We start from the raw sequence: 22,461 nt of genomic DNA on the forward strand, positions 1-22,461 counted from the left end.
GCGTCACGGCGCCGGGCGGGGCTCCCCGTCGTCGACCGGGAACCGGGCGAGCTCCGCCCGCGCGAACTCCACCCGTGGCGTCTCCTGACCCTGCGCCGCGCCCAGCGCGTCCGCGAGGTCCTTGGCCGCCTCGAGGCGGTGCCCCCGCCGTCTCCGGTCGCGCAGGCCGCCGCCACGGCGGTAGGCGCGCCGCTGCTTCCAGGCGCCCGCGAGCGCGGCAGCCTCCTCCGCCGTGAGGGTGCCGTCGTCGACCTCGGGTGCCATGAGGTCCCGCATGGCTGCCCGCTCCGGCCCGACGGTCACGTGGAAGACCACGAGGACGATCACGATCGCGACGACGACCTGCAGCGCCAGGAACACGAGGATGAGGCCCCCACCGCCGCCGAGCGCGGCGGTGCTGTCCCACGCCCAGTGCAGCACCATCGCGACCAGGCAGAACAGCAGGCCGCGCCCGACCCGGCGCCGCTGCGCGAGCGTCCCCACGAGGTACACCACGCCCGCCCCGAAGATCGCGGAGTACAGGATGTGCGACGTGAAGCCGGTGCCCAGGCGCAGCGCCACGGTGTGCAGGCTCGAGCCGACCGGGTCGACGCCGAACCCGTCCGGCGCGGAGTTCAGCGCGTAGAGGATGTCCTCGACGATCTCGAACCCGAGGCCCACGAACGCCCCGACCACGAAGCCGTCGAACGCCGTGCGCAGCACCCGCGGGGCGATGAACATCAGCAGCAGGACACCCGCGCCCTTACCCCACTCCTCCATGAACGGGGCGGCGAGGCCGGCGCCCCAGTCGACGGCGAACGCCGGGCTGCCCAGCTTCGCGTAGAGGCTGATCAGCGCCGAGTTGCCGTGCAGCGCGATCGCCCAGGTGGCGGCGAACCCGCCCCAGAGGAAGGCGGCGACGCGGAGGTCCAGCGGCTGGCGGGAGTAGCGGTCGATGTGCGTGGTGAACCACCAGAACAGCACGGCGTACACGCTGAAGATCACGGCCGAGATGCCCAGCGGCTCCCCGTAGGCGGGCCCCTGGGTGCGCACCTGCGAGACGGTGTACCAGAGCCCGTAGGCGATGACCGCCACGAAGACCCAGAGGCAGGCGTTGCGCGGCTGGACCCACGAGACGCGCTGGCCCCAGCCGACCTCGTCGGCCACCTGCGCGCGCCGGTCGAGCAGCTCCGTGCGGGTCATGACGCCTCCACCGAGGTGACGGGACGGATCGAGCGGACCATGCCCACGACGTCGGCCTCGAGCTGCGCGTCGTCGGACTCCACGGGGCCCGTGACGACCACCTCGACGCCCGTGTCGTCGAAGACGTACGCCGCGACGAGCCCGGTGCCACCGGTGAAGGTGAACCGGCCGATGACGCCCCGCGCGCCCTGGGCGGTCTGGAACGTCTGCAGCCGGCCCATGTCGATGTCCGTGCCGTCGTTGAGGCGCTCGTTGTTCTTCTGCAGCTGCGCCATCAGCTCGGCGGGCGTGCCGTCGAACTCGTCCGAGGCGACGGAGAACACGAAGCCGTCCTTCGACACCTGGGCGGTGCTCGGGAAGCCGCCGGACTCCGGGGGGTCCGACGCGAGCACGCCGGAGTCGATGCTCCACCCGGCGGCCGGGTCGAACTCGACGTCCCCGACCCGGAGGACGTCGCCCGCCTGCGCCGGGTCGTCCACCGGGACGGCCCTGTCGAGGGCGGGCAGCCCCCACATCGCCAGCGCGACCAGCACGACCACGATCGCCGCCGGCAGCAGCGTCGTGCGGTCCATCCCCAGCCAGCGGCGTTCCACCGGCACCCAGTCCGGCGGCACGCTCTGGTGCTCCGGCGCGACTTCCGCTCGCATAGCCCTCCCCGGACGCCACGGACGCGACGTACCGGCGCCCGGCAGCGCGGAGATCGCGCGGCAGTACGGAAGATCGCACGATCTGGTACGAAGCGCGCGGCGAACGCGCGCCGGGGACGCGTACCGGGGACGCGGAGTGCCGGGCTCGGGGTATCAGACGGGCGTCCCGCGCGTCGTTCCCAGCAGGGGCCGGTTGCACCCGGCCCGACGCACCACCGAGGAGCCTTCCGATGTCCGCGATCGACGCATCCGCCACCGCCGCGACGACGGCCGCCCTGGCGTCGTCGGCCCCCGTCCCGGCGACCGTCCCCACCCCGGTCGCGCCGTCCGCGCCCGTGGTCTCGGGCGCGACCGGGCACGCCACGGTGTCGCCCCGGCTGCGCACCTACGCGTACGTCGTCGCGCTCGTCGTCGGCGCTCTCGCCACCGCCGCGTCCACCATCACCGCCGCCGTGGCGCCGGACTCCGCGCAGACCGTCACCGCCGTCGGCGGCGCCGTCGCCGGCCTGTTCGCCACCATCTCCGGCGGCCTCGGCACCGCGTACCGTCCGACGTCGTCGCGCGGCACGCCCTGACCCGGCACGGCCGCGCCCCGCGGCACGACCTCTGCGTCGTGCCGCCGGTCGCGTCGTTCCCGCAGCGGGCCCGCGGTCAGCGGTCCTCGCACTCGGGGCACTGGGCGGAGATGTCCTTCACCACGTCCTCGTGCCCCCGGCACGGGAGGTGCCACCCGGTGTTGGCGATGATCGTGTGGCTGACGGCGCTGCTGGAACCGGACTCCGTATGGACCACCGCCGCCGCGATCCCCTGACCGCACACCAGGCACCTGGTCGACGCCACGTACTTCACCGTGGCCATCCCGTCACCGTCGTCCGAGCCCTGGATGCAAGCATCCCGGCCGCACCGACCGCCCGGGCCGCCGGGCGGCGGCAGGGCGCCCCTCGCTCCCGCTTGCCGGGGGCCACGACCCTCGTTAAGTTAATCCCGATTCACGCTGGGGTGGATCGGAGACCATCACGAGGGATCGGTCGGCGCCGCGCGACAGGGGGCGAGAGGCGAGTCGCCGACGATCCGCGGACGAAGGGGTTCGACGTGGGCGACATCAGCAGGCGGAGTCTTCTCAGGGCGGGCGGGACGATCGGGGCGCTCGGCGCGCTCTCCGGCGTGGCCCCCGCGCACGCATGGACCTGGTCGTCGGCCGGGTCCGTCGCCGGCACGGGCACAGGGCGCGACCCACGCGAGGTGTGGGACGACCTGGCCGATCCGGTGCTCGCGAACCTCCTCGACACGGGCGGGGTGCCCGCGGTGAACGCGGCGCTCGCCTCGTGGACCACCAACGGCCAGGCCCTCCCGGCCGGGCTCCCCGCCGACGTCGAGGCCCTCGTCACGCGGGCACGGGCGCTGCCGTCGTGGGTCGACCACGCGAAGCTCGACAGGGCGTTCACCTTCACGACGAAGCGGGGCCTCTACCTCGGCGTGCTCTACGGGATGAACAGCGGCATGATGAGCGCCGCCATCCCGCGCGAGGCCCGCGCCGTCTGGTACTCGAAGGGCGGCGCCGACCTCACGGACGGCATCGCCAAGACGGCGAAGCTCGGCTACGACATCGGCGACCACCACGCCTACCGCCCCGACGGGAAGATGATCGTCACCTGCGTGAAGACCCGCCTGGTCCACGCGGCCGTGCGCCACCTGCTGCCGCAGTCCCCGCACTGGGCCGCCGTCGCCGACGAGGCCGTGCCGATCAGCCAGTTCGACATCATGGTCACCTGGCACAGCCTCGCCTCCTCCGTCTGGCAGAAGCTCGTGGAGTGGAAGGTGCCGATCTCGTCCGCAGAGGCGGACGCCTACCTGCACCTGTGGCAGGTGACCGCCCACATGCTCGGCGTGCTCGACGAGTACATCCCGTCGAGCTGGGACGAGGCGCTCGCACAGCGCGAGCAGGTGCTCGTCCCGCTGCTCGCCCGGACCGACGAAGGCGTGCTCATCGCCGACAAGCTCGTCAGGCTGGGCGAGAACCTCGACTTCACGCTCGTCACCAAGCCCGCCTTCGAGGCCGTCACCCGGTACATGCTCGGCGACCGGGTGACCGACATGCTCGAGCTGCCCCGCCGGCCCGTGCTCGACGCGACCATCTCGGCCGCCTGGATCCCGTTCGTCCGCGCCCGCGAGCTGGGGCTGCTCCTGCCCGGCTCGCCGGCCGTCTACTGGCTCTTCGACGAGCTCCTGCGCAAGGTCGCGCTGCTCTACCTCGAGCCCACGCAACCCATCAACATCGACATCCCGACCGTCAACAACCCGGACTACGACTAGCTACGGTGGGGGCCGTGACCACTGACGACGCCGGCTGCGGCTGCGGCTGCGGGACCCCCGGACGCAGCGCCTTCCTCTCCATCGGCACCGGCGCCCCGCAGGAGGTGCCGCCCGCCGCGGGGGGACGCCACTCGATCGAGCAGGCGCTCGTCCCCGCCGGCACGTTCACGATGGGCGACTCCTCGGGAGACCAGAACCCGGCCGACGGCGAGACCCCGCGGCACGAGGTGACGCTCGGCGCGTTCGAGATCGACGCGACCTCCGTGACCAATGCCGACTTCGCCCGGTTCGTCGACGACACGGGCTACCGCACCGAGGCGGAGACGTTCGGCTTCTCGGCCGTGTTCCACCTCGCGGTCGCCGCACCTGAGGACGATGTGCTCGGGCAGCCGCCCGGCACGCCCTGGTGGTTCGGCGTGCGCGGCGCCGACTGGCGGCACCCCGGAGGGTCGCGCTCCGACCTCGACGGCCTCGGGGACCACCCCGTGACCCACGTGAGCTGGAACGACGCCGTCGCCTACTGCTCCTGGGCCGGGCGCCGGCTGCCCACGGAGGCCGAGTGGGAGTACGCCGCGCGGGGCGGCATCGACGGGGCGAAGTACCCGTGGGGCGACGCCGAGGTCGACGAGGGCGGCTGGCGCGCGAACATCTGGCAGGGGACCTTCCCTCGCGAGAACACCCTCGAGGACGGCTGGCTCACCACCGCGCCGGTCCGCTCGTTCGCCCCCAACGGGTACGGCCTGTGGCAGCCGGTCGGCAACGTGTGGGAGTGGTGCCAGGACTGGTTCGACCCGCGCGCCTATCAGCGCGGGCCCGTCACCGCACCGGCCGGCCCCGGGCGCGGGACGGCCCGCGTCCTGCGCGGCGGCAGCTACCTGTGCCACATCTCGTACTGCAACCGCTACCGCAACTCGGCGAGGTCGCAGAACACGCCGGACTCGTCCATGGGCAACGCCGGCTTCCGCACCGTCGCCCGCGGCGCCGTGACCGCGTGACGGTCGGTGACGCAGAAAGCCCCCGCTGCTCGGGAGCAGCGGGGGCTTTCGTGTCGGAGCCGCCTATCAGAATCGAACTGATGACCTATTCATTACGAGTGAATCGCTCTACCGACTGAGCTAAGGCGGCGTGCCGTGCCCGGCGTGGAACCGGATCAACGAGCGCGCCTACAGTACCTGACGGCGGGGCCCGGCTCCAAAACGGTGCGCCGCTTCGGCGCGACAGGCGGCGCTGACCTCCGCATACTCGTGCCCATGCAGCCCACGACGTCGCAGAGCACCGGCATCACCACGGGGCGAGGGTGGTGGTGGAAGACGCTCGTCCTCGGCATCCTGCTCTGGGCGGTCACCGCGGTGGTCACGTTCAGCACGCAGAACTCGAACCTCATCCCGACGGTGATCCTGCTGGGCAGCTTCCTGGTGCCGTTCAGCGTGGTGCTGTTCGTGGTGGAGAAGGCGCACGGCTCGATCGACATCATGCTGCTGCTGGGCGCGTTCTTCTTCGGCGGCATCTTCGGCGTGCTGGGCGCGTCGATCCTGGAGTCGCACCTGTCGCCGTCGTGGTGGATCTACGTGGGCGTGGGCGCCATCGAGGAGGCCGTGAAGATCGCCGTGTTCCTGGTGGTCGGCGCCCGGGTGGCGCACAAGACCGGGCTCACGGGCGCGCTGCTCGGCGCGACCGTCGGCGCCGGGTTCGCGGCGTTCGAGTCCGCGGGGTACGCGTTCAACGCGAGCCTCACCCGCCTCGGGCAGATCGACCTGAACTCCCTGCTGCAGACGGAGGCCGTGCGCGGCCTGCTCACGCCGGTCGGGCACGTGCTGTGGACGGCGATCCTGGGCGCGGCGATCTTCGGCGCGGCGTCGGCCGCCGGCAAGTACCGCTTCACGGGCGGCGTGCTGCTCGCCTACCTGGCCGTGGTCGCGCTGCACGCGGCCTGGGACTCGATGGGCTTCATCTCCGCCTACCTCGCGATCAAGGTCACGGGCGGCGTGCACTACGAGCTCGCGTACGGCCAGCTGCTGCCGGCCGCGGCAGACAACGCCGCCACGTGGTCGACCGTCTTCTACGTCCTCGGGCTGATCGTCATCTCCGCGCTGGGCGTGCTCGCCCTGCGCCACTGGTCGCGCGCGCAGCGCCCCGCCGACCTGCCGGCCTGACGCCCGGCCCGCCCGGCGCTCAGCAGGTCGCGCCGTCCGCCGGCACGTCCCCGTCCACCAGGTACGACTCGACGGCGTCGGCCACGCACTCCCGCGAGGGCTGGTACGCCGTGTGCCCCTCGCCCTCGTAGGTGAGCAGCACGCCGGAGTCCAGCGTGTCCGCCAGCCCCTCGGCCCACACGTACGGGGTGGCCGGGTCGTTGGTGGTGCCGACGACGACGATGGGCGGCGCGCCCTTCGCGTGCAGGTCGAACTCCTGCTCCACCTGCGGGTACTCCGCCCCGGCGCAGGTCAGCCCGCCGTAGCCGAAGAACGTGCCCATCGTGGGTGCGTCCTCCTCGATCGCGGCGGCGTCCGCCCGCATCTGCTCGACGTCGGTGGTGGCACGGTCGTCCAGGCAGCTCACGGCGCGCATCGCCTCCTCGGAGTTCGAGGAGTAGCTGCCGTCCGCGTTCCGGTCGAAGTACTGGTCCGACAGGTAGAGCAGCACGTCGCCGGTGCCCTGGTTGATCGCCTCGTCCAGGCCCTGCGTGAGGGCGGGCCAGCTCCCCTGGTTGTAGAGCGTGACCGCGATGCCGTAGAACGCGAGGCTCTGCGTGACCGTGCGGTCGGAGGTCGAGGTGGGGTAGGGCCGCTCGTAGGCATGGTCCAGCACCTGCCGGATCTGCCGCATCCCGTCGTCCACCGACCCGCTGAGCGGGCAGCCCGCACCCGCCTGGCAGTCCTGCACGTACGCGCGCAGCGCGTTCTCGAACCCGACGGCCTGCCCGTGGGAGATCTCCTCCGAGCTGAGCGTCGTGTCGATGGCGCCGTCCAGCACGAGGCGGCCGGCGCGGTCCGGGAACAGGCCCGCGTAGGTCGCGCCGAGCTGGGTGCCGTACGAGAAGCCGAGGTAGTGCAGGGTGTCGTCGCCGAGCACCGCCCGCAGCATGTCCATGTCGCGGGCCGCGCTCTGCGTGTCCACGTGGCCGAGCACCTCGCCCGAGTTCTCGGCGCACGCCGCGTTCCACGCCTCGTACTCGCCCGCCATCTCCTCGAGCCCGGCGTCCGTGCTGCGGTCGAAGTCCTTCGCGAGCGACTCGCCCTTGCGGGCGTCGTCGAAGCACGTCACCGGCGTCGAGCGCTGCACGCCCCGCGGGTCGAAGCCGACGATGTCGAACGCGTCCTGCAGCCTCTTGCCGAACGTCGACCCGTCGGCCTGCGCGTCGCTGCGCACGAAGTCGACGCCCGACGCGCCCGGCCCGCCGGGGTTGACCAGCAGCGAGCCCTCCGGGTCCTTGCCGTCGGCCGGGTTGCGCACCAGCGACAGCTCGATGCTGCCCGCCTCCGCGTCCTGCCAGAACAGCGGCGCCGACGCCGTCGCGCACTGCAGGCCGTCCTCGCAGTCCTCCCACTCGAGCGACTGCCCGTAGTACGTCTCGAAGCCCTCGGGGGCCTGCGACGCGGCCGGCCCGGAGGCGGAGCCCACCGGCGACTGCTCCTTGGCGGGCGCCGTGCACCCGGCGAGCAGCACCGCCGCGGTGACGACGGCCGCGACGACGGCGCCGCCGCGCAGGCCCGGACGGCGCGCGCTCGAGCGGCGAGGACTCGGGCGGCTGGAGGTCGTGCGGCGGGCGGTCGGGCGGCGCTCGTCGGAGATCACCCGCCCAACCTACCGTCGCCGCGGACCCCGGTCCGACGTGGTCAGCCCGCGGCCGGCACCCAGGCCACCGGGCCCGCCTCGCCGCCCTTCGCGCGGGGCGGCACCTCGACCTCGCCGAGGTCGCCGACGCGCACGGTGACCGGCGTCCCCGCGTCGGCGTCCGGCGGGACGGCGACCGCGCTGGTGGTCGGCGAGTAGTCCATCGTGCACGCGCGGCCCGGGTCCGGCTCGACCGTCCGGACGTCGAGGGCCTCGCCCGCGTCGTCCCAGCCCGCCTCCGCCTCGGGCAGCAGGGGGCAGGAGCTCGACCCGTACGTCACGACCAGCAGCACGCCGGCGTCGGGCGACCACGCGACCCCGGCGGGGCTGTCGAACGTCCCCTCCGCGCCCTCGGGCAGGCCCCGCACGTGCTCCCCCGGCGCCGGGGCGGCGGCCGCGCCGTCGGAGGGCGCGGGGCCGGCCGACGGTCCGTCGGTGGGGCTCGTCGACGGCGACGCCGACGAGGCGTCCGACGTCGGCCCGCCGCCCGGCGCACCACCGGACGCGCAGGCCGTCACGAGCACCGCGACGGCGGCCGCGGCGCCCGTCAGCAGCGGGCCACGGACGGTGCGCAGGGTGCGATCGGTCACCGGGCGACCGTCTCGCGGACGTCCGCGAACCGCAACCGCTCCGGCGTCTCCAGCGGGGCCGCCTTGCGCAGGAAGTCGCGCCGCTTGGCGGCGAAGCCGCGCCGGTCGTCGAAGAGGTCCCGCGCCATCTCGGCGAGCTCGATCGTGCGGTAGTACGACAGCGGGCGGCGCGGGGCGCGCACCTGGGCGGCGGCGGCGGCCTCCGCCCGGCCCTCCGGCGTCGTGAGCGACGCGGCCAGGTCGGCCAGCCATCCGGTGAACCGCTCCGGGTCGCGCGGGCCGACGGCGTCCACGAGCCCGGTCCGCGCCGCCTCCACGACCGACACCGGCAGCTTCGCGCTCAGCAGCCGGTCGGCGTCCACCTCGCCCAGCCGGGACGCGACCGTCCACGTGTGCAGCTCTGAGCCGAAGATGCCCATGTCGTAGTACGGGTTGAGCACCACGCCGTCGCGGGCGACGACGACGTCGGCGCACAGGCCCGTCATGACGCCGCCGGCGCCAGCGTTCGCGGTGAACGCCGCGACGGTGAGCTGGTCGGCCGCGGCGATCGCCTCGCACAGGTCGTCAATGGCTCGGATGTTGTCCCACGCCTCCGCGGCGGGGTCGGCGGCCGCCTCGATCGCGCCCAGGTGGATGCCGTTCGAGAACGCGTGCTCGCTGCCGCGCACCACGAGCACCCTCGTGTCCTCGGTGAGCGCCTTCTCCACGGCGGTCGTGAGGCGGCGGCACTGCTGGGTGTGCATGGCGCCGCTGTACGACCGGATCGTCAGGTAGCCGACGTCCCCGACGCGCTCGTACACGGACTCCGCGAGCGCGGCCGGCGCCGGGCGGAACGGCACCCCGGCGACGTCGAGCACCCACGATGCGGGCAGCTTGGTGCCGCGCCGCTCGGCCAGCGTGGCCGCGTACCCCACCCACAGGGTGCCGTCGCCGGTCGCGATCGCCACGGCGTCCTCGTCCCGCCCGACGACGGTGCCGGGGGCGGCGTCCGGGTCCACGGCCTCGGGCGCGGCCACGGCGTCGAACAGGCAGAAGCGCGCGTCCTGGAGGGTGGCCGGGGCGCCGGGCGCGCCGTCGGCGGCGGCGATCGTGCGCGCCAGCTCGGCCGCGGGGCGGGACAGGTCGAGCTCGAACGCGGCGCGGCGCAGCAGCGGCAGCTCGCCGGTGCCGGGCACCTCCCGCTCGAGGCGGTCGGCCGGCGTCGGCTCCTCCCCCGCGGCGACCTTGCGCAGCACCTCCTCGACGCACGCCAGCGCGGCGTCGGCCACGAGCCCGTTGTACAGGGCGCTCTTGGCGACCGGCGCCTGCTCACCCGTGGGCAGCGGGAACGTCGACGTGGCCCACACCGGGCCGGCGTCCATCTCCTCCACCGTGGACAGGGCGGTGACGCCCCAGCGGTCCCGGCCGTCCAGGACGGCGTGGTCCAGCGACGAGGGGCCGCGGTCCCCCACCGGGCCCGGGTGCACGACGACGGTGGTCCAGCGCCGCCACACGTCCTCGGGCACGCGGTGCTTGAGGAACGGCGCGAGGATCAGGTCCGGGCCGATCTCCTCGACCCGAGCCGTGAGCTCCTCCGGCGAGCCGAACGTCGGCGCCAGCTCGACGCCCACGTCGTGTCCCCGGTCCGCCAGGTACCCCCACACACGCTGCGTGAGCCCGTTGAACGCCGAGACGAGCAGCAGGATCCTCATGCCAACCCCCAGTCAGGTCGCGGGGGCCACCATGGCCCCCGCCGCGGAACACCTCACCGCATGAAGGGGTGATGAGGCAACTGTCGCCCGTGAGACACGAACGATGCGGTCACCCCTGGGGGCGCAGCGCGACCGCCATCGCCTCGAGCGCCAGGAGCGGCGCCACGTTGCCCTCGAGCCGCTCGCGCGCGACGCCGATCGCGTCCATCCGCCGGATGGTCTGCTCGGGCGTCGAGTCCGCCGCGAGCGCGCGCACGGCGCCGTCGTGCTCGGCGTTCACCAGGTCGACCGTGGCGCCCAGCTGCACCACGAGCACGTCCCGGTACAGGGACAGCAGGTCCACCATCGACCGGTCGAGCACGTCGCGCTGGCGGCGGGTGGCGCGCCGCTTCTGGTCGTCCTCGAGCTGCTTGAGCTGCGAGCGCAGCCGGGGCGGCAGGGTGTCCCCGTCCTGCACGCCGAGGGCGCGCATCAGCTCCGCCTTCTCGACGGCGTCGCGCTCCGCGGTGGCCGCCAGGGCCTCGGCCTTCGCGACGTCGACCAGCTCCCCCGCCGCGAGCACGGCGTCCCCGACACCGCGGATCCGGCGCGCGATCTCGAGGACGGCGTCACGGCGCTCGCGCGCGTCGGCGTCGCGGGCGAGGCGGCGCGCCAGCCCGACGTGCGACTGCGCCGCGCGGGCCGCGGTGAGCGCGACCGCCGGGTCGATGCCGTCGCGGCGCACCAGCAGGTCCGCCACGTCCCGGGCCGGAGGCACGCGCAGCACGACACCGCGGCAGCGCGAGCGGATCGTGGGCAGCACGTCCTGCGCGCTCGGGGCGCACAGCACCCAGACGGTGTGCGGCGGGGGCTCCTCGATCGCCTTGAGCAGCACGTTGGTGGTGCGCTCCGCCATCCGGTCCGCGTCCTCGACGACGATCACGCGGTAGCGGCCCGACGACGGCGTGCGCGCCGACGTCATGATGAGGTCGCGCACCTCGGCGACGGTGATGACGACCTTGTCCGTGGCGACGACCGTGAGGTCCGGGTGCGTGCCCGCGAGCGTCGTCGTGCACGCGTGACACCTCCCGCAGCCGCCGGTCTCGCCGTCGGTGCCGGTGCACTGCAGCGCCGCGGCGAACGCCCGGGCCGCGACCGACCGCCCGGAGCCGGGCGGGCCGGTCAGCAGCCACGCGTGCGTCATCGCGGCCGGGTCCGTGGCCGCACGGCGCAGCGTGCCGACGGCGTCCGGCTGCCCGACGACGTCGTCCCACACGCTCACTGGAGGCCCTCCCCCGATGACGCGGCCTCGTCGACCACAGGGGTGAGGTCCAGCCGGGCGGCGACGTCCACGCGCACCTGCGCCTGCACGTCGTCCAGGCCGGCCGAGGCGTCCACGACGACCCAGCGCCCGGGCTCGGCGGCGGCCCGGCGCAGGAACGTCTCGCGCGTGCGGCGGTGGAACTCGTCGCCCGCCCGCTCCAGCCGGTCCGGAGCGCCCGACAACCGGGCGGCCCCCACCAGCGGGTCGAGGTCCAGCAGCACGGTGACGTCGGGCAGCAGGTCGGCCGTGGCCCACAGCGAGAGTGCCTCGATCTCCTCCTCCGACAGCTCCCGGCCGCCGGCCTGGTACGCCACCGAGGAGTCCAGGTAGCGGTCAGTCACGACGACCGCCCCGCGCTCGAGCGCCGGCCGCACCACCGTGGCGACGTGGTGGGCCCGGTCCGCCGCGTACAGCAGGGCCTCCGTGCGCGGGTCCATGTCCTCGCCGTGCAGCACGTGCCGGCGCAGCTCGAGGCCGAGCTCGGTGCCCCCCGGCTCGCGCGTCACGACGACCTCGCGACCCGTGACCTCGTGCAGCCAGTCGCCCAGCAGGCGCACGTGCGTGGACTTGCCGGCGCCGTCGCCGCCCTCGAACGAGACGAAGTATCCGGGTGCGCTGCTCACTCCGGACACCCTATCCGTGACCACTCACACACCCGTCCGCGAGGGCGGACAGGGCTGCTCGGGGAGACGATGGACACACAGGAACAGTGACCGTCCCGTCCGCAGGAGGTTCGATGTCCAGCCAGTCCCAGCCGTCCCAGACCGTGCTCACCGAGGAGGAGTGCTGGGAGCTCCTCGCGGGGCAGAAGACCGGCCGGCTGGCCACGTCGGTGGCCGGCGAGCCGGAGATCTTCCCCGTGAGCTTCGCGGTCGCCGGCCAGCGCATCTTCCTGCGCACCAGCCCCGGCACCAAGCTCGCCGAGGTGACGATCAGCCCCCGCGTCGCGTTCGAGGCCGACGAGATCGGCGACGACGGGGCGTGGAGCGTCGTGGCCAAGGGCCGCGCGCAGGTCCTCGAGCGGGAGGACGACCTCGCCGAGGCCCGCGGGACCGGCCTCGTCAGCTACCTCGAGGACGGCAAGTCCATCTGGATCCGCATCACGCCGAGCGAGGTCTCCGGCCGCCGCCTGGTGCCGGGCGACCTGCGCTGACCGGCCCCGCCGAGGATCCGGGTCACTCCCCCGGGTAGACGACGCCCACCTGGCGGCGGACGTCGTCCATGGTGCGCATGACCTCGAGCGTGCCGTCCCACGACATGCGCGGGCTCTCGACGTCCCCCGCCGCGATCCGGCGGGCCACCTCGGCCGCCTGGTACTGCTTGCCCTCGCCGCGGAAGCCGTCGTACGCCCAGGTGGCGCCGTCGTGCCGCTCGACCGTGAACGACGTCGGCGCGTAGAACGTGCGCGCCACCTCGATGCGCCCCTCGGTGCCCGAGATCACGGCCGTGTTGGCGGTGCGCGCCCACAGCGTGGTGGACAGCGTGGCCTGCGTGCCGCCGGGGTAGCCGAGCACCATGCCGATCTGGCCGTCGACGCCGGTCTCGGTGAGCGCGCCGACGGCGGAGACGGACTCCGGCGCGCCGAGCAGGTCGTGCGCGAAGGAGACGGGGTAGACGCCGAGGTCCAGCAGCGCGCCGCCGGCGAGCCCGGGCGCGTACAGCCGGTGGGCCGGGTCGAAGGGGAACTGCTGGCCGTGGTCGGCGATCACGCCGACGACGCGGCCGATCTCACCGCGCGCGATGACGCCGCGCAGCGCCGCGACGTGCGGCAGGAACCGCGTCCACATCGCCTCCATGACGAAGACGCCCGCCTCGCGCGCGGCGTCGAGCACCTCGCGCGCCTGCGCCGCGTCCTGGGTGAACGCCTTCTCGACGAGCACGTGCTTGCCCGCCCGGATCGCCAGCAGCGCGTGCTCGTGGTGGTGGGAGTGCGGCGTCGCGACGTACACGACGTCGACGTCGGGGTCGGTCACCAGCGCCTCGTAGTCGCCGTGCGCCCGGGCGCCCGGGGCGTGGGCCGCGGCGAACGCCTCCGCCTTCGCGAGGTCGCGCGAGCCGACGGCGACCACGGACGCCGCGGTGTGCTCGCGGACGCCGTCCGAGAACGACCCGGCGATGTTGCCGGCGCCGAGCACGCCCCAGCGCACGGCCGGCGCGGTCCGCGGGTCGGGCACCGTCCCGGCGAGGTCGTCGGTGGTGAGGCCGGGCGCGAACGAGGCGGGTGTGACGTCGGTCATGGCCGACACCGTACCCGCCTCGTCCGCGCCGTCGCGCGGGTGCCCGCGCCTACTTCTTGGTGTGCGTCACCGACAGGTCGTACCCAGCGTCGAGGAACGTCAGGTCACCGGTCGGCAGGTTGGACACCAGCGTGGCGAAGTCGCGCTGGTTGCCGTTGGCGCACTTCGTCACGAAGCCGGCCTGGGAGATCTGGTCGCCCGTGAGCCGGTAGACGAAGTTGCCCGCCCCGTCCGTGATCTCGAACGCGTTCGTCACGCCGGGCGTGAGGTCGCACGTCGCGACCACCTGGAGCGTCCAGTTGTTGTCCTGGACGCCCGTGGTCTCGACCCACTGCCCGGCCTCCGACGAGACCGCGGCGGCGGCGCCGTCCACGACGACGTCGTCCACGAACCAGCCGGTGTCGAGGTAGGCCGCGTCGGTGGAGTACCGGAACCGCACGTCCGTGGCCCCCGCCGGCAGCTGCGCCGTGAGGTGCACGTACTCCGGCTCGTCCACGAAGTAGGCGCCGCCCGACGTCCCCGTCAGGCCGTTGCCCTCCGTGTTGTTGCCGTGCGGGTCGTCGTCCGTGGTGACGGTCGCGCCGGCGTCGTCGACGAGCGGCACGGTGACCCACTCGCCGCCCACCTGCGCCTCGACGAAGCCGTAGTCCCAGCCCTCCTCGATGAAGTGCCAGGTCCAGAAGTCGAGGCTCGCCACGGCGCCGTCCGTCTCGACGTCGAGCACGTTGTCCGACTGGCTCTCGTAACCGCCGTACCAGTGGGTGTCGCCGGTGTGCGGCGCCACCTCGGAGGTGTCCTCGCCGTCCAGCCCCACCGTGACGCGCGGGCCCGGGTTGCGGAACCGCTCCACCTGGATGCCGTACGGCAGGGCGACGGGCGACTGCCCGTTCGCGCGCCGGTCCCACTTGGCGTCCGGCTGGGCGCCCTGGTTGGAGCCACGACCCTCCCAGTACTGGTCGTCCGCGATGTCGATCGTCCAGTCCGTGAAGGCCGGGTCCCCGAAGTCGACGGCCTTGATGTCGAACAGGTCGCTGTCCTCGTCGTCGAGGTACACGGCCACGGCCCAGTCCTGGTAGAGCGTCGCGACGTCCGGCAGGTCGGCGCCCGTGGCCGCGTTGAACTCGTCGAGGGCCGCCTGCACGCCGTCCATGCCGTCGGCCTGGTTCGCGAAGATCTGCTGGATCAGCAGGTCACCGCCGGCCCCGTCGTACGTGAGGTCGGGCGTGTACGTGCCGTCGCCGTTGCCGCCCGCGCGCTCCCACAGGTACTGGAAGAACGTGTACGCGGCGCCGTAGTTCTCCAGACCGCCGGCCCAGCGGGTCAGCGACGTCTCGGCGTAGAACACCTGGTGGTAGGTGAGGTGCGAGCCGCCGACGTCGTACCCGTTGAGGAAGACCGCGAAGTCCGCGAGGCCCTCGTCCACCCAGGACAGCTCGCCCGGGTCGGAGTAGTTGTGCAGCAGGTGCTCCAGCTCGTGTGCCACGACGCCCTCGTACAGCTCCGGCTGGTCGTTGTCCGGGTCCTCGTCGTTCCACGGCGCGTCGGCGCCGCCGAGCCGGTTCTGCCAGTCGAACGCGTCGATCACGATGGCGTTCATGCCCACCGAGTCGATGAAGTCCGGGGCGAAGTAGCCGGCCGTGTACGACGTCTGCTCGCAGTCGTAGTACAGCTCGTCCTGGACGTTGTAGACGACCATGACCAGCGAGTCCGTCGCGGGCTGGGCCGGGTCGGCCGCGTCCATCTCGCCGTAGTGCTCCTCGTCGACGGCGACGATCTGGTTCGACAGCTCGTCGCCGAGGAAGTCGATCTGCGCCTGCGTGAGGGTGAAGTCCTCGGCGGTGAGATCGGTGCACGGCTCGAACTCGTCGTCCGGCGCGTGGTCGAACGACGGGTCGAGGCTGTTCACATCGGTCGGGGCGCTGCCGTCCAGCGGCGTCCCGGCGGGCACGTAGACGTACACGGGGGTGCCGTCCGGCGTCGTCCCCGAGTACGCGCGGTCGAAGTCCTGGTCGTAGGTGCCGCCGGCGGCGCTGTCGTTGATCGGGAGGGTGATGATCTCGTCGCCCGGAAGGTTCTCCGGGTCGGCCGCCGCGACCGCGGGTAGCGACGCGGCGGCGGTCAGGAGCAGCGCACCCGCGCCGCTCAGGAGGATGGTGGCTCTGCGTCGTGCACGGAGCATGGGTGGTTCCCCTCTGGGCAGGTTCCGCACGTCCTTGTGCGGGTCATCGCTCATGAAACCACCGTCGGCACCGGAACGGGACATGGTTGCCCGGGACCTCGACGCTCAGGCGAGGGCGCCCTGCGACGCCGCCACCACCCGGTTGGCGACGTCCCGCACCTGCTCCAGCTCGGCCAGGCTCAGCCCGCTCGCCGCGACCACCTGCGCGGGTACCTCCTCCGCCCGGTCCCGCAGCGCGCGCCCGGTCGCGGTGAGGTGCAGCTCGACGACGCGCGCGTCGCCGGCGCCGCGGCGCCGCTGCAGCAGCCCCTGGCGCTCCAGCCGCTTGAGCAGCGGCGAGAGGGTGCCGGGGTCGAGCAGGAGCCGGGCGCTGAGCCCGGTGACCGTCGTCGTCGCCCCCGCCCGGTCGTCCTGCCACAGCCCGAGCATCACGAGGTACTGCGGGTGCGTGAGCCCGAGCGGCTCGAGGATCGGGCGGTAGATCGACACCATCGCCCGGGCGGCCGCCGAGAGCGAGAAGCACACCTGTGCCTCGAGACGCAGGGGGTCGGCGGGCAGGTCCATGCGCCCACCCTACGAGTCGGCATATAGTTGGCGCACCAATGGTTGGCCCACCAAGTTTTTTCGGACGGAGTGTCATGGCACGACGCGCACGCGAGGACGACGACCGGACCTGGGGCATGAAGGTCACGGAGAGCCTGCTGCGGTTCTTCGGGCCCGCGTCCATCCGCCGCACGCCGCCGATCCCGCCCAGCGCGGAGGACCTCGCCCGCGACGCCGCGCTGCGCAGCTCGCTGCAGCGCGTCACGCGCCCCGACGGCCACGTGTACCTCGTCGAGCGCCAGGACTGACCCCGCCCTCGGTGTTGTGAGCGGGGCCGCTACTTCTTGGTGGTCGTCTTCTTGGCGGCAGGCTTCTTCGCGGCGGGCTTGCGCGTCGTCGTGCGCTTCTTGGCCGGGCCGGCGGCGCGCTTCTCCGCCAGCAGCTCGATCGCCCGCTCGGGCGTGATGCTCTCCGGCGTGAGGTCGCGCGGCAGCGTCCGGTTGGTCTCGCCGTCGGTGACGTACGCGCCGAAGCGGCCGTCCTTGACCACGATCGGCTTGCCGCTCGTCGGGTCGTCGCCCAGCTCCCGCAGCGGCGGGGTCGCCGCGCGGGCGCCCCGGCCGCGCTTGGGCTCGGCGTAGATCTTCAGCGCCTCGTCCAGCGTGATCGTGAAGAGCTGCTCCTCCGACGCGATGGTCCGCGAGTCCGTGCCCTTCTTGAGGTACGGGCCGTAGCGGCCGTTCTGCGCGGTGATCTCGTCGCCCGACTCCGGGTCGGTGCCCACCACGCGCGGCAGCGACAGGATCTTCAGGGCGTCGTCGATCGTCACCGTCTCGAGCGTCATCGACTTCAGCAGCGACCCGGTGCGCGGCTTGGGCTGCGCGGCCTTCGCCTTCTTCTGCGCCGCCGCCGACAGGCTCGGGTCGATCTCCGGCAGGTCGAGCACCTCGGTCACGTAGGGGCCGTAGCGGCCGTTCTTCGCGACGATCTCGTTCCCGGACACCGGGTCAGTGCCGAGCACCTTCCCGTCCTCGGCGCCCGCGGCCAGCAGCTCGCGCGCCTTCGCCACGGTGAGCTCGTCGGGGGCGACGTCATCCGGGATGGAGGCGCGCGGCGGGTTCTCCCCCTCCGCCACCTCGGCGCCCAGGTCCTCGACGTACGGGCCGTAGCGACCCACGCGCACGCGGATGCCCTCGCCGATCTCGACCGAGTTGATCGCCACGGGGTCGATCTCGCCGAGGTTCTCGACCAGCTCGTGCAGGCCCCAGCCGGTGGTCTCGCCCGAGCCGTCACCGAAGTAGAACCGCGTCAGCCACGCCACGCGGTCCCGGCTGCCCGACGCGATCTGGTCGAGGTCGGCCTCCATCTCGGCGGTGAAGTCGTAGTCCACCAGCCAGCGGAAGTGCTCCTCGAGCAGCTTCACGACGGCGAACGCGAGCCAGGTGGGCACCAGCGCCTGGCCCTTGGTGCGCACGTAGCCGCGGTCCTGGACCGTCGAGATGGTCGCCGCGTAGGTGGAGGGGCGGCCGATGCCGAGCTCCTCCAGGGCCTTGACCAGCGACGCCTCGGTGTAGCGGGCGGGCGGGGAGGTCGAGTGTCCCTCGGCGGCGAGGTCGTCGCCGCGCAGCGGGTCGCCCTCGGCCATGCGCGGCAGGCGCGCGTCCTTGCCCGACGCGGCGGCGCCGTCGCCCTCGGCGACGTCCGTGCCCTCCTCGTACGCGGCGAGGAAGCCGCGGAACGTGATGACGGTGCCGGACGCCGAGAAGACGGCGTCGCGCCCGGCGAGCTCGCCCGCGGCGTCGGACAGCGTGGCCGCCAGCCGCACGGACGCCGTCGACCCCTTGGCGTCGGCCATCTGCGAGGCCACGGTGCGCTTCCAGATCAGCTCGTACAGCTTGAACTGGTCGCCCGAGATCTCGCGCGCCACCTGGGCGGGGGTGCGGAACGAGTCGCCCGCGGGACGGATCGCCTCGTGCGCCTCCTGGGCCCCCTTGCTCTTGGAGGCGTACAGGCGCGGGGCGCCCGGCACGTACTCGGGGCCGTACAGCTCGGCCGCCTGCCGCCGGGCGGCGTCGGTCGCCTCCGCGGACAGCGACGGCGAGTCGGTCCGCATGTAGGTGATGTAGCCGTTCTCGTACAGCGCCTGCGCGGTGCGCATGGCCTGGCGCGCGCTCATGCGCAGCTTGCGGCCGGCCTCCTGCTGCATGGTCGAGGTGGTGAACGGCGCGGCCGGCTTGCGCGAGTACGGCTTGGTCTCGAGCGAGCGCACCGAGAACGCCGCGTCGGCGAGCCCCGCGACGACGGCGCGCGCCGACGCCTCGTCCAGCTGGACCACACCGGTACGCACCTTGAGGCGGCCGCGGTCGTCGAAGTCGCGACCGGACGCCACGCGGTCGGCGCCGAGGCCCGAGAGACGGGCGCGGAACGCCTGGCCCGCGTCGTCGCCCTCGGTGGGCGCGAACTGCCCGGTGACGTCCCAGTAGTCGGCGGAGACGAACGCCATGCGCTCCCGCTCCCGCTCCACGACGAGCCGCGTCGCGACGGACTGCACGCGCCCCGCCGACAGGCCCTGTCGGACCTTGCGCCACAGCACGGGCGAGACCTCGTAGCCGTAGAGCCGGTCGAGGATGCGGCGCGTCTCCTGCGCGTCGACGAGGTCCTCGTCGAGCTCGCGGGTGTTCTCCAGCGCCCGCATGATCGCCTCGCGGGTGATCTCGTGGAACACCATCCGCTTGACCGGCACCTTGGGCTTGAGCTCCTGGATGAGGTGCCAGGCGATGGCCTCGCCCTCGCGGTCCTCGTCGGTGGCGAGGTAGAGCTCGTCGGCCTCCTTGAGGGCCTTCTTCAGCTCGCGGACCTTCTGCTTCTTGTCCGCGTGCACCTCGTAGTAGGGGTCGAACCCGTTGTCGACGTCGACGGCGAACTTGCCGTACGGGCCCTTCTTCATGTCCGTCGGCAGGTCGCGCGGCTGGGGCAGGTCACGGATGTGCCCGACGCTCGCCTCGACCTCGAAGTCGTCACCGAGGTAGCCCTGGATCTTGCGGGCCTTGGTCGGCGACTCGACGATCACGAGCTTGCGTGGCTGGGGCATCCGTTCCTGCTTTCCCTGGTGCTACGGCGGTGCGGGCGGCGTGCTGGTGCGGCGGAGATGGTGCCGGCCGACCGGTCATGTCACGGTACGACATCCGCTCGTCACTTCCCCGACACGGCCGCCGGGCGGCACTCTACCGAGACGTGAGGCGGGGCTGCGCGGTGAGCTGACGCAGCACGAGGAGGGTGGCGAACGCCGCCGCGGTCACGGCGAGCACGCCCACGGCGCCCGCCGCGTACGCGGTGATGTCCGGCGCCAGCGGCACCGGGTCGCCGTTCGTGACCAGGCCCACGAGGGTGCCGCCGGAGATCAGGACGCCGGCCAGCGACGCGAGCAGCAGGAGCCCCGCGACGACGTACGACCCGGGTGCCGCGTAGGAGCCGCCCGGCCGCCGCAGCTCGTCCGTCGACGACGCCGGCGTGAGGGCGCAGACGGCCGCGCCCCAGGCCAGGACGACGAGCAGGGCCGCGACGACGTCCGACGGGCGGTGCCACTGGCCCACGAGCGTCGAGACGCCGGTGGCCGCCGTGTACGCGGCGCCGAGGATCGCGACGACCGGCCGCCAGGCCCGCGGCGTCACGAGGAGCAGCGCGACCGACACCGACGCGGCCACCGTGGTGTGCCCGCTGGGCAGCGTGTTGGGGCCGGTCCACCCGGGCAGCAGCTCCGGCCGGTCGAGGATGCCGTGCTTGAGCACCTGGGTGGTGACGTTCGCGCCGCCCACGAGCACCGCGACCTGCAGCGCCAGCACCCACCGCCGCCGGACCAGGGCGACCAGCATCGCCACCCCGACCCCCGCGACGACGAAGGCCACGGACACGACGTCGAGCACCGGCTCGGCGACCTGCCACAGCCGGCCCTGCCCGTAGGTGGCGCCGGCGAACGCGAGCTCGTCGACCCGCTGGCCCGCGGCCGTCCCCACGAAGAACCGCCAGGTGAGCCACACCCCGAGCACGGCGAGCACGGCGACCACCGCGGCGGCGACGCGCGGCGCGGTCCGCGCCTGCGGCGTCGGCCGCTCGCCCCGCCACGCGCCGACCGGCAGGATCGGCGCGCCGACGCCCGCCGTCCCCTGCGAGGGGGTCGGCGGCGGGAGGGGGCGCGTCTCGGTGAGCACGGGTCCACGCTACCCATTGCGGTGTGTCGGAAACGTATGCGCGAGGTGGGGGCCTCCTCGCGTTACGGGGCGTGGTGCCGCAGGGTGATCGTGTTGGAGAAGACCTGGCCGACGTTGCGGTCCTTGGGCATGTACAGCAGCTTGAGGTACGTCTTCCCCGACGCGACGTTCGCGATCCCGATGACGTGCCCGGGCACGCGGATGCGCCGCTTGCCGTCGTTCACCTTCCACGACCAGTTGGTCCAGCACTCGCTCCACCGGCGGTCGACGTGCGGGTCGCGCGACCAGATGCACAGCGTGCCGCGCTCCGGGAGCCCGGCGGTCTTGACGGTGACCGTCGCGCCGACGGAACGGTCCGGCGACCAGTCGTTCGGGAACGACGTGCGGTCCATGCGGAACGTCACCTTCGGCCGCGCCTGGGCGACCTTCTGGGTCCAGGCCCGCTGCGAGCGCTCGAAGGTGGACGGCCCGACGTACTTGACCACCATGGACTGCCGGTTACCGTTCCGCGGTTCGACGCGGGTGGCGGGGAGGTACAGCGACGCCTGTCCTCGCGAGAGCGTGGCGGAGCGCAGCTTGCGGCCGTACGACCACAGCTCGACCCGGCCCGTCGGCGTGACGCCCGGCGACGTGACCTTCACCGCCACACGGCGCGCCTTCCCGTAGGTCCACGTCTTCGGGGTCGATACGGTGACCGTCGTGGCGCGCGGACGGACGGTGACGTAGCCCGAACCGGTCTTCTGCTCGTACCTCGTCTGCCCGTCGAACCGGACCTCCAGACGGTTGCTGCCGAGCGGGAGCTTGCTCGCGGGGAACCGGAGCGTCGCGCGCCCGTCCGTCACTGCAGCCGACGCCAGGACGTCGCCCGAGTCGCGCCCGACGGAGACCCGGCCCTGCGGTGTCCCCTGCGACGACGTCACGCGGACCGGGACGACGACGTCCGCGCCGAGGCGTACGGCGGAGGGGAGGGGCGCGGTCAGCGTCACCGGTCTGCTCTGGGCGTGGACGGACAGCTTCCACGTCGCCGTGCGCTCCCCCGACGGGCTCGTGTGCGTGAGCGTGACCGACCTCTGGCCCGCGAGCTCTGTGCCGTCGAGGTCGAACCCGGCCACCCCGTCGCGCAGCGTGGCCGACCGCTCGACGCCGTCGCCGAGGGCGACGGACACCGTGCCGTCGCGGGGTTCGTCCGTCCCCGTGACGTCGAACCGCAGCCGGTGCTCGTCGCCGTAGTACCACGAGGACCCGTCGAGGACGGGGCGCGCCGGATCGGCGAGCTCGAACTCGACCGTGTCCGAGGAGAGCGCGGGCCACTGCCTGGTCGTCGGGTCGGCGACGGCGGACGCGTCGACGTGCCGCACCTCGACCACGTGCCGGCCTGGCGAGAGGTACTTGCTCGGGATCACGACGGTGGCGCGCCCGTCCGTCAAGGGGACGCGCCAGAAGTACGCCCCGCGTCCGTCCTCGAGCCACGCGACGTACCCGGTCCCCGGCACGCCGTCGCGGGTCACGCTCACGTCGAGGGTGATGTCCTGGCCCGTCCACCACCGCTCGTCGGTGGGCGCGACGACCGTGCTGTCCTCCCCGACGTCGGCCACCGCGGACGGCACCACCAGCCCCGTCGACACCAGGGCGAGCGCCAGCATCGCGCCGACCGCCGCCATCCACCGCCGCACACCCGCGTCCGCGCGCACCCTGCCGCCCTTCGTCGTGACTGCGAGCAACATAGCGACAGGT

20 protein-coding genes and 1 tRNA gene are annotated in these 22,461 nt (G+C 73.4%); 6 read left to right on the forward strand and 15 right to left on the reverse strand.

The features are described 5' to 3' along the window. Positions 1 to 3 precede the first annotated feature (3 nt). Both ABZ493_RS07190 and ABZ493_RS07195 read right to left on the reverse strand, forming a co-directional pair. On the reverse strand, positions 4 to 1,182 hold the full coding sequence (locus ABZ493_RS07190; protein WP_430581490.1) for a PrsW family intramembrane metalloprotease: 1,179 nt from the start codon (positions 1,180 to 1,182) through the stop codon (positions 4 to 6). Next, positions 1,179 to 1,829 (reverse strand): hypothetical protein, encoded by a 651-nt coding sequence (locus ABZ493_RS07195; protein WP_430581491.1) that lies wholly within the window; start codon positions 1,827 to 1,829, stop codon positions 1,179 to 1,181. Before ABZ493_RS07195 ends, ABZ493_RS07190 begins: the two co-directional genes overlap by 4 nt. Positions 1,830 to 2,059: 230 nt before the next feature. On the opposite strand from ABZ493_RS07195, the gene ABZ493_RS07200 reads away from it, so the two are divergent. Then, positions 2,060 to 2,404 carry a hypothetical protein gene (locus tag ABZ493_RS07200; protein ID WP_430581492.1) on the forward strand — a complete coding sequence of 115 codons (345 nt, stop codon included), beginning with the start codon at positions 2,060 to 2,062 and terminating at the stop codon, positions 2,402 to 2,404. A 76-nt stretch (positions 2,405 to 2,480) separates the two neighbouring features. Here ABZ493_RS07200 and ABZ493_RS07205 read toward each other — a convergent pair whose 3' ends face one another. Next, entirely contained in the window at positions 2,481 to 2,687 is a 207-nt protein-coding gene (locus ABZ493_RS07205) for a hypothetical protein (RefSeq protein ID WP_430581493.1), read from the reverse strand. A 234-nt stretch (positions 2,688 to 2,921) separates the two neighbouring features. Here ABZ493_RS07205 and ABZ493_RS07210 point away from each other — a divergent pair, with 234 nt between their 5' ends. Continuing rightward, a complete protein-coding gene (locus ABZ493_RS07210) occupies positions 2,922 to 4,142 on the forward strand; it encodes an oxygenase MpaB family protein (protein WP_430581494.1) in 1,221 nt (406 codons plus the stop codon). 14 nt (positions 4,143 to 4,156) lie between these two features. Beyond that, positions 4,157 to 5,137, forward strand: a complete 981-nt coding sequence (locus ABZ493_RS07215; protein ID WP_430581495.1) for a formylglycine-generating enzyme family protein — start codon at positions 4,157 to 4,159, stop codon at positions 5,135 to 5,137. A gap of 57 nt (positions 5,138 to 5,194) precedes the next feature. Here the strand turns inward: ABZ493_RS07215 and ABZ493_RS07220 are convergent. Continuing rightward, positions 5,195 to 5,267, reverse strand: a tRNA-Thr gene (locus ABZ493_RS07220). 125 nt (positions 5,268 to 5,392) lie between these two features. Here ABZ493_RS07220 and ABZ493_RS07225 point away from each other — a divergent pair. Further along, on the forward strand, positions 5,393 to 6,295 hold the full coding sequence (locus tag ABZ493_RS07225) for a PrsW family glutamic-type intramembrane protease (protein ID WP_430581496.1): 903 nt from the start codon (positions 5,393 to 5,395) through the stop codon (positions 6,293 to 6,295). Between the two features lie 19 nt (positions 6,296 to 6,314). Here the strand turns inward: ABZ493_RS07225 and ABZ493_RS07230 are convergent, their stop codons facing one another. From ABZ493_RS07230 to tmk, 5 genes are all read right to left on the reverse strand, one after another. Beyond that, on the reverse strand, positions 6,315 to 7,937 hold the full coding sequence (locus ABZ493_RS07230; RefSeq protein WP_430581497.1) for an alpha/beta hydrolase: 1,623 nt from the start codon (positions 7,935 to 7,937) through the stop codon (positions 6,315 to 6,317). A 41-nt stretch (positions 7,938 to 7,978) separates the two neighbouring features. Continuing rightward, complete coding sequence (locus ABZ493_RS07235; RefSeq protein ID WP_430581498.1) at positions 7,979 to 8,566, reverse strand: hypothetical protein; 588 nt, start codon at positions 8,564 to 8,566, stop codon at positions 7,979 to 7,981. Beyond that, positions 8,563 to 10,257 carry an enoyl-CoA hydratase-related protein gene (locus ABZ493_RS07240; RefSeq protein WP_430581499.1) on the reverse strand — a complete coding sequence of 565 codons (1,695 nt, stop codon included), beginning with the start codon at positions 10,255 to 10,257 and terminating at the stop codon, positions 8,563 to 8,565. The genes ABZ493_RS07235 and ABZ493_RS07240 overlap by 4 nt, the downstream gene beginning before the upstream one ends. 109 nt (positions 10,258 to 10,366) lie before the next feature. Beyond that, positions 10,367 to 11,518 (reverse strand): DNA polymerase III subunit delta', encoded by a 1,152-nt coding sequence (locus ABZ493_RS07245; RefSeq protein WP_430581500.1) that lies wholly within the window; start codon positions 11,516 to 11,518, stop codon positions 10,367 to 10,369. Continuing rightward, entirely contained in the window at positions 11,515 to 12,183 is a 669-nt protein-coding gene (gene tmk, locus ABZ493_RS07250; protein WP_430581501.1) for a dTMP kinase, read from the reverse strand. The genes ABZ493_RS07245 and tmk overlap by 4 nt, the downstream gene beginning before the upstream one ends. Positions 12,184 to 12,296: 113 nt before the next feature. On the opposite strand from tmk, the gene ABZ493_RS07255 reads away from it, so the two are divergent. Beyond that, on the forward strand, positions 12,297 to 12,713 hold the full coding sequence (locus tag ABZ493_RS07255) for a pyridoxamine 5'-phosphate oxidase family protein (protein WP_430581502.1): 417 nt from the start codon (positions 12,297 to 12,299) through the stop codon (positions 12,711 to 12,713). A 22-nt stretch (positions 12,714 to 12,735) separates the two neighbouring features. On the opposite strand, the gene ABZ493_RS07260 is transcribed toward ABZ493_RS07255, so the two are convergent. From ABZ493_RS07260 to ABZ493_RS07270, 3 genes are read right to left on the reverse strand one after another with little or no spacing between them, the layout of a single operon-like run. Further along, a complete protein-coding gene (locus ABZ493_RS07260) occupies positions 12,736 to 13,797 on the reverse strand; it encodes a Gfo/Idh/MocA family oxidoreductase (protein WP_430581503.1) in 1,062 nt (353 codons plus the stop codon). Between the two features lie 49 nt (positions 13,798 to 13,846). After that, positions 13,847 to 16,030: a hypothetical protein gene (locus ABZ493_RS07265; protein WP_430581504.1), complete on the reverse strand. Its 2,184-nt coding sequence runs from the start codon at positions 16,028 to 16,030 to the stop codon at positions 13,847 to 13,849. A 51-nt stretch (positions 16,031 to 16,081) separates the two neighbouring features. Beyond that, a complete protein-coding gene (locus ABZ493_RS07270; protein WP_430581505.1) occupies positions 16,082 to 16,540 on the reverse strand; it encodes a MarR family transcriptional regulator in 459 nt (152 codons plus the stop codon). 74 nt (positions 16,541 to 16,614) lie between these two features. Between ABZ493_RS07270 and ABZ493_RS07275 the strand changes: the two genes are divergently transcribed. Further along, positions 16,615 to 16,827, forward strand: coding sequence for a hypothetical protein (locus tag ABZ493_RS07275; protein WP_430581506.1), 213 nt, complete (start codon positions 16,615 to 16,617; stop codon positions 16,825 to 16,827). Positions 16,828 to 16,856: 29 nt separating this feature from the next. On the opposite strand, the gene topA is transcribed toward ABZ493_RS07275, so the two are convergent. The 3 genes from topA to ABZ493_RS07290 all read right to left on the reverse strand — a co-directional run bounded on the left by topA (position 16,857) and on the right by ABZ493_RS07290 (position 22,451). Continuing rightward, on the reverse strand, positions 16,857 to 19,610 hold the full coding sequence (topA, locus tag ABZ493_RS07280) for a type I DNA topoisomerase (RefSeq protein WP_430581507.1): 2,754 nt from the start codon (positions 19,608 to 19,610) through the stop codon (positions 16,857 to 16,859). A gap of 133 nt (positions 19,611 to 19,743) precedes the next feature. Next, positions 19,744 to 20,727, reverse strand: a complete 984-nt coding sequence (locus ABZ493_RS07285; RefSeq protein WP_430581508.1) for a phosphatase PAP2 family protein — start codon at positions 20,725 to 20,727, stop codon at positions 19,744 to 19,746. A gap of 62 nt (positions 20,728 to 20,789) precedes the next feature. Beyond that, on the reverse strand, positions 20,790 to 22,451 hold the full coding sequence (locus ABZ493_RS07290; RefSeq protein ID WP_430581509.1) for an Ig-like domain repeat protein: 1,662 nt from the start codon (positions 22,449 to 22,451) through the stop codon (positions 20,790 to 20,792). Positions 22,452 to 22,461 lie beyond the last annotated feature (10 nt).

The sequence above is a fragment of the Isoptericola sp. NPDC019482 genome, assembly GCF_040632295.1.
Taxonomy (GTDB): Bacteria; Actinomycetota; Actinomycetes; order Actinomycetales; family Cellulomonadaceae; genus Isoptericola.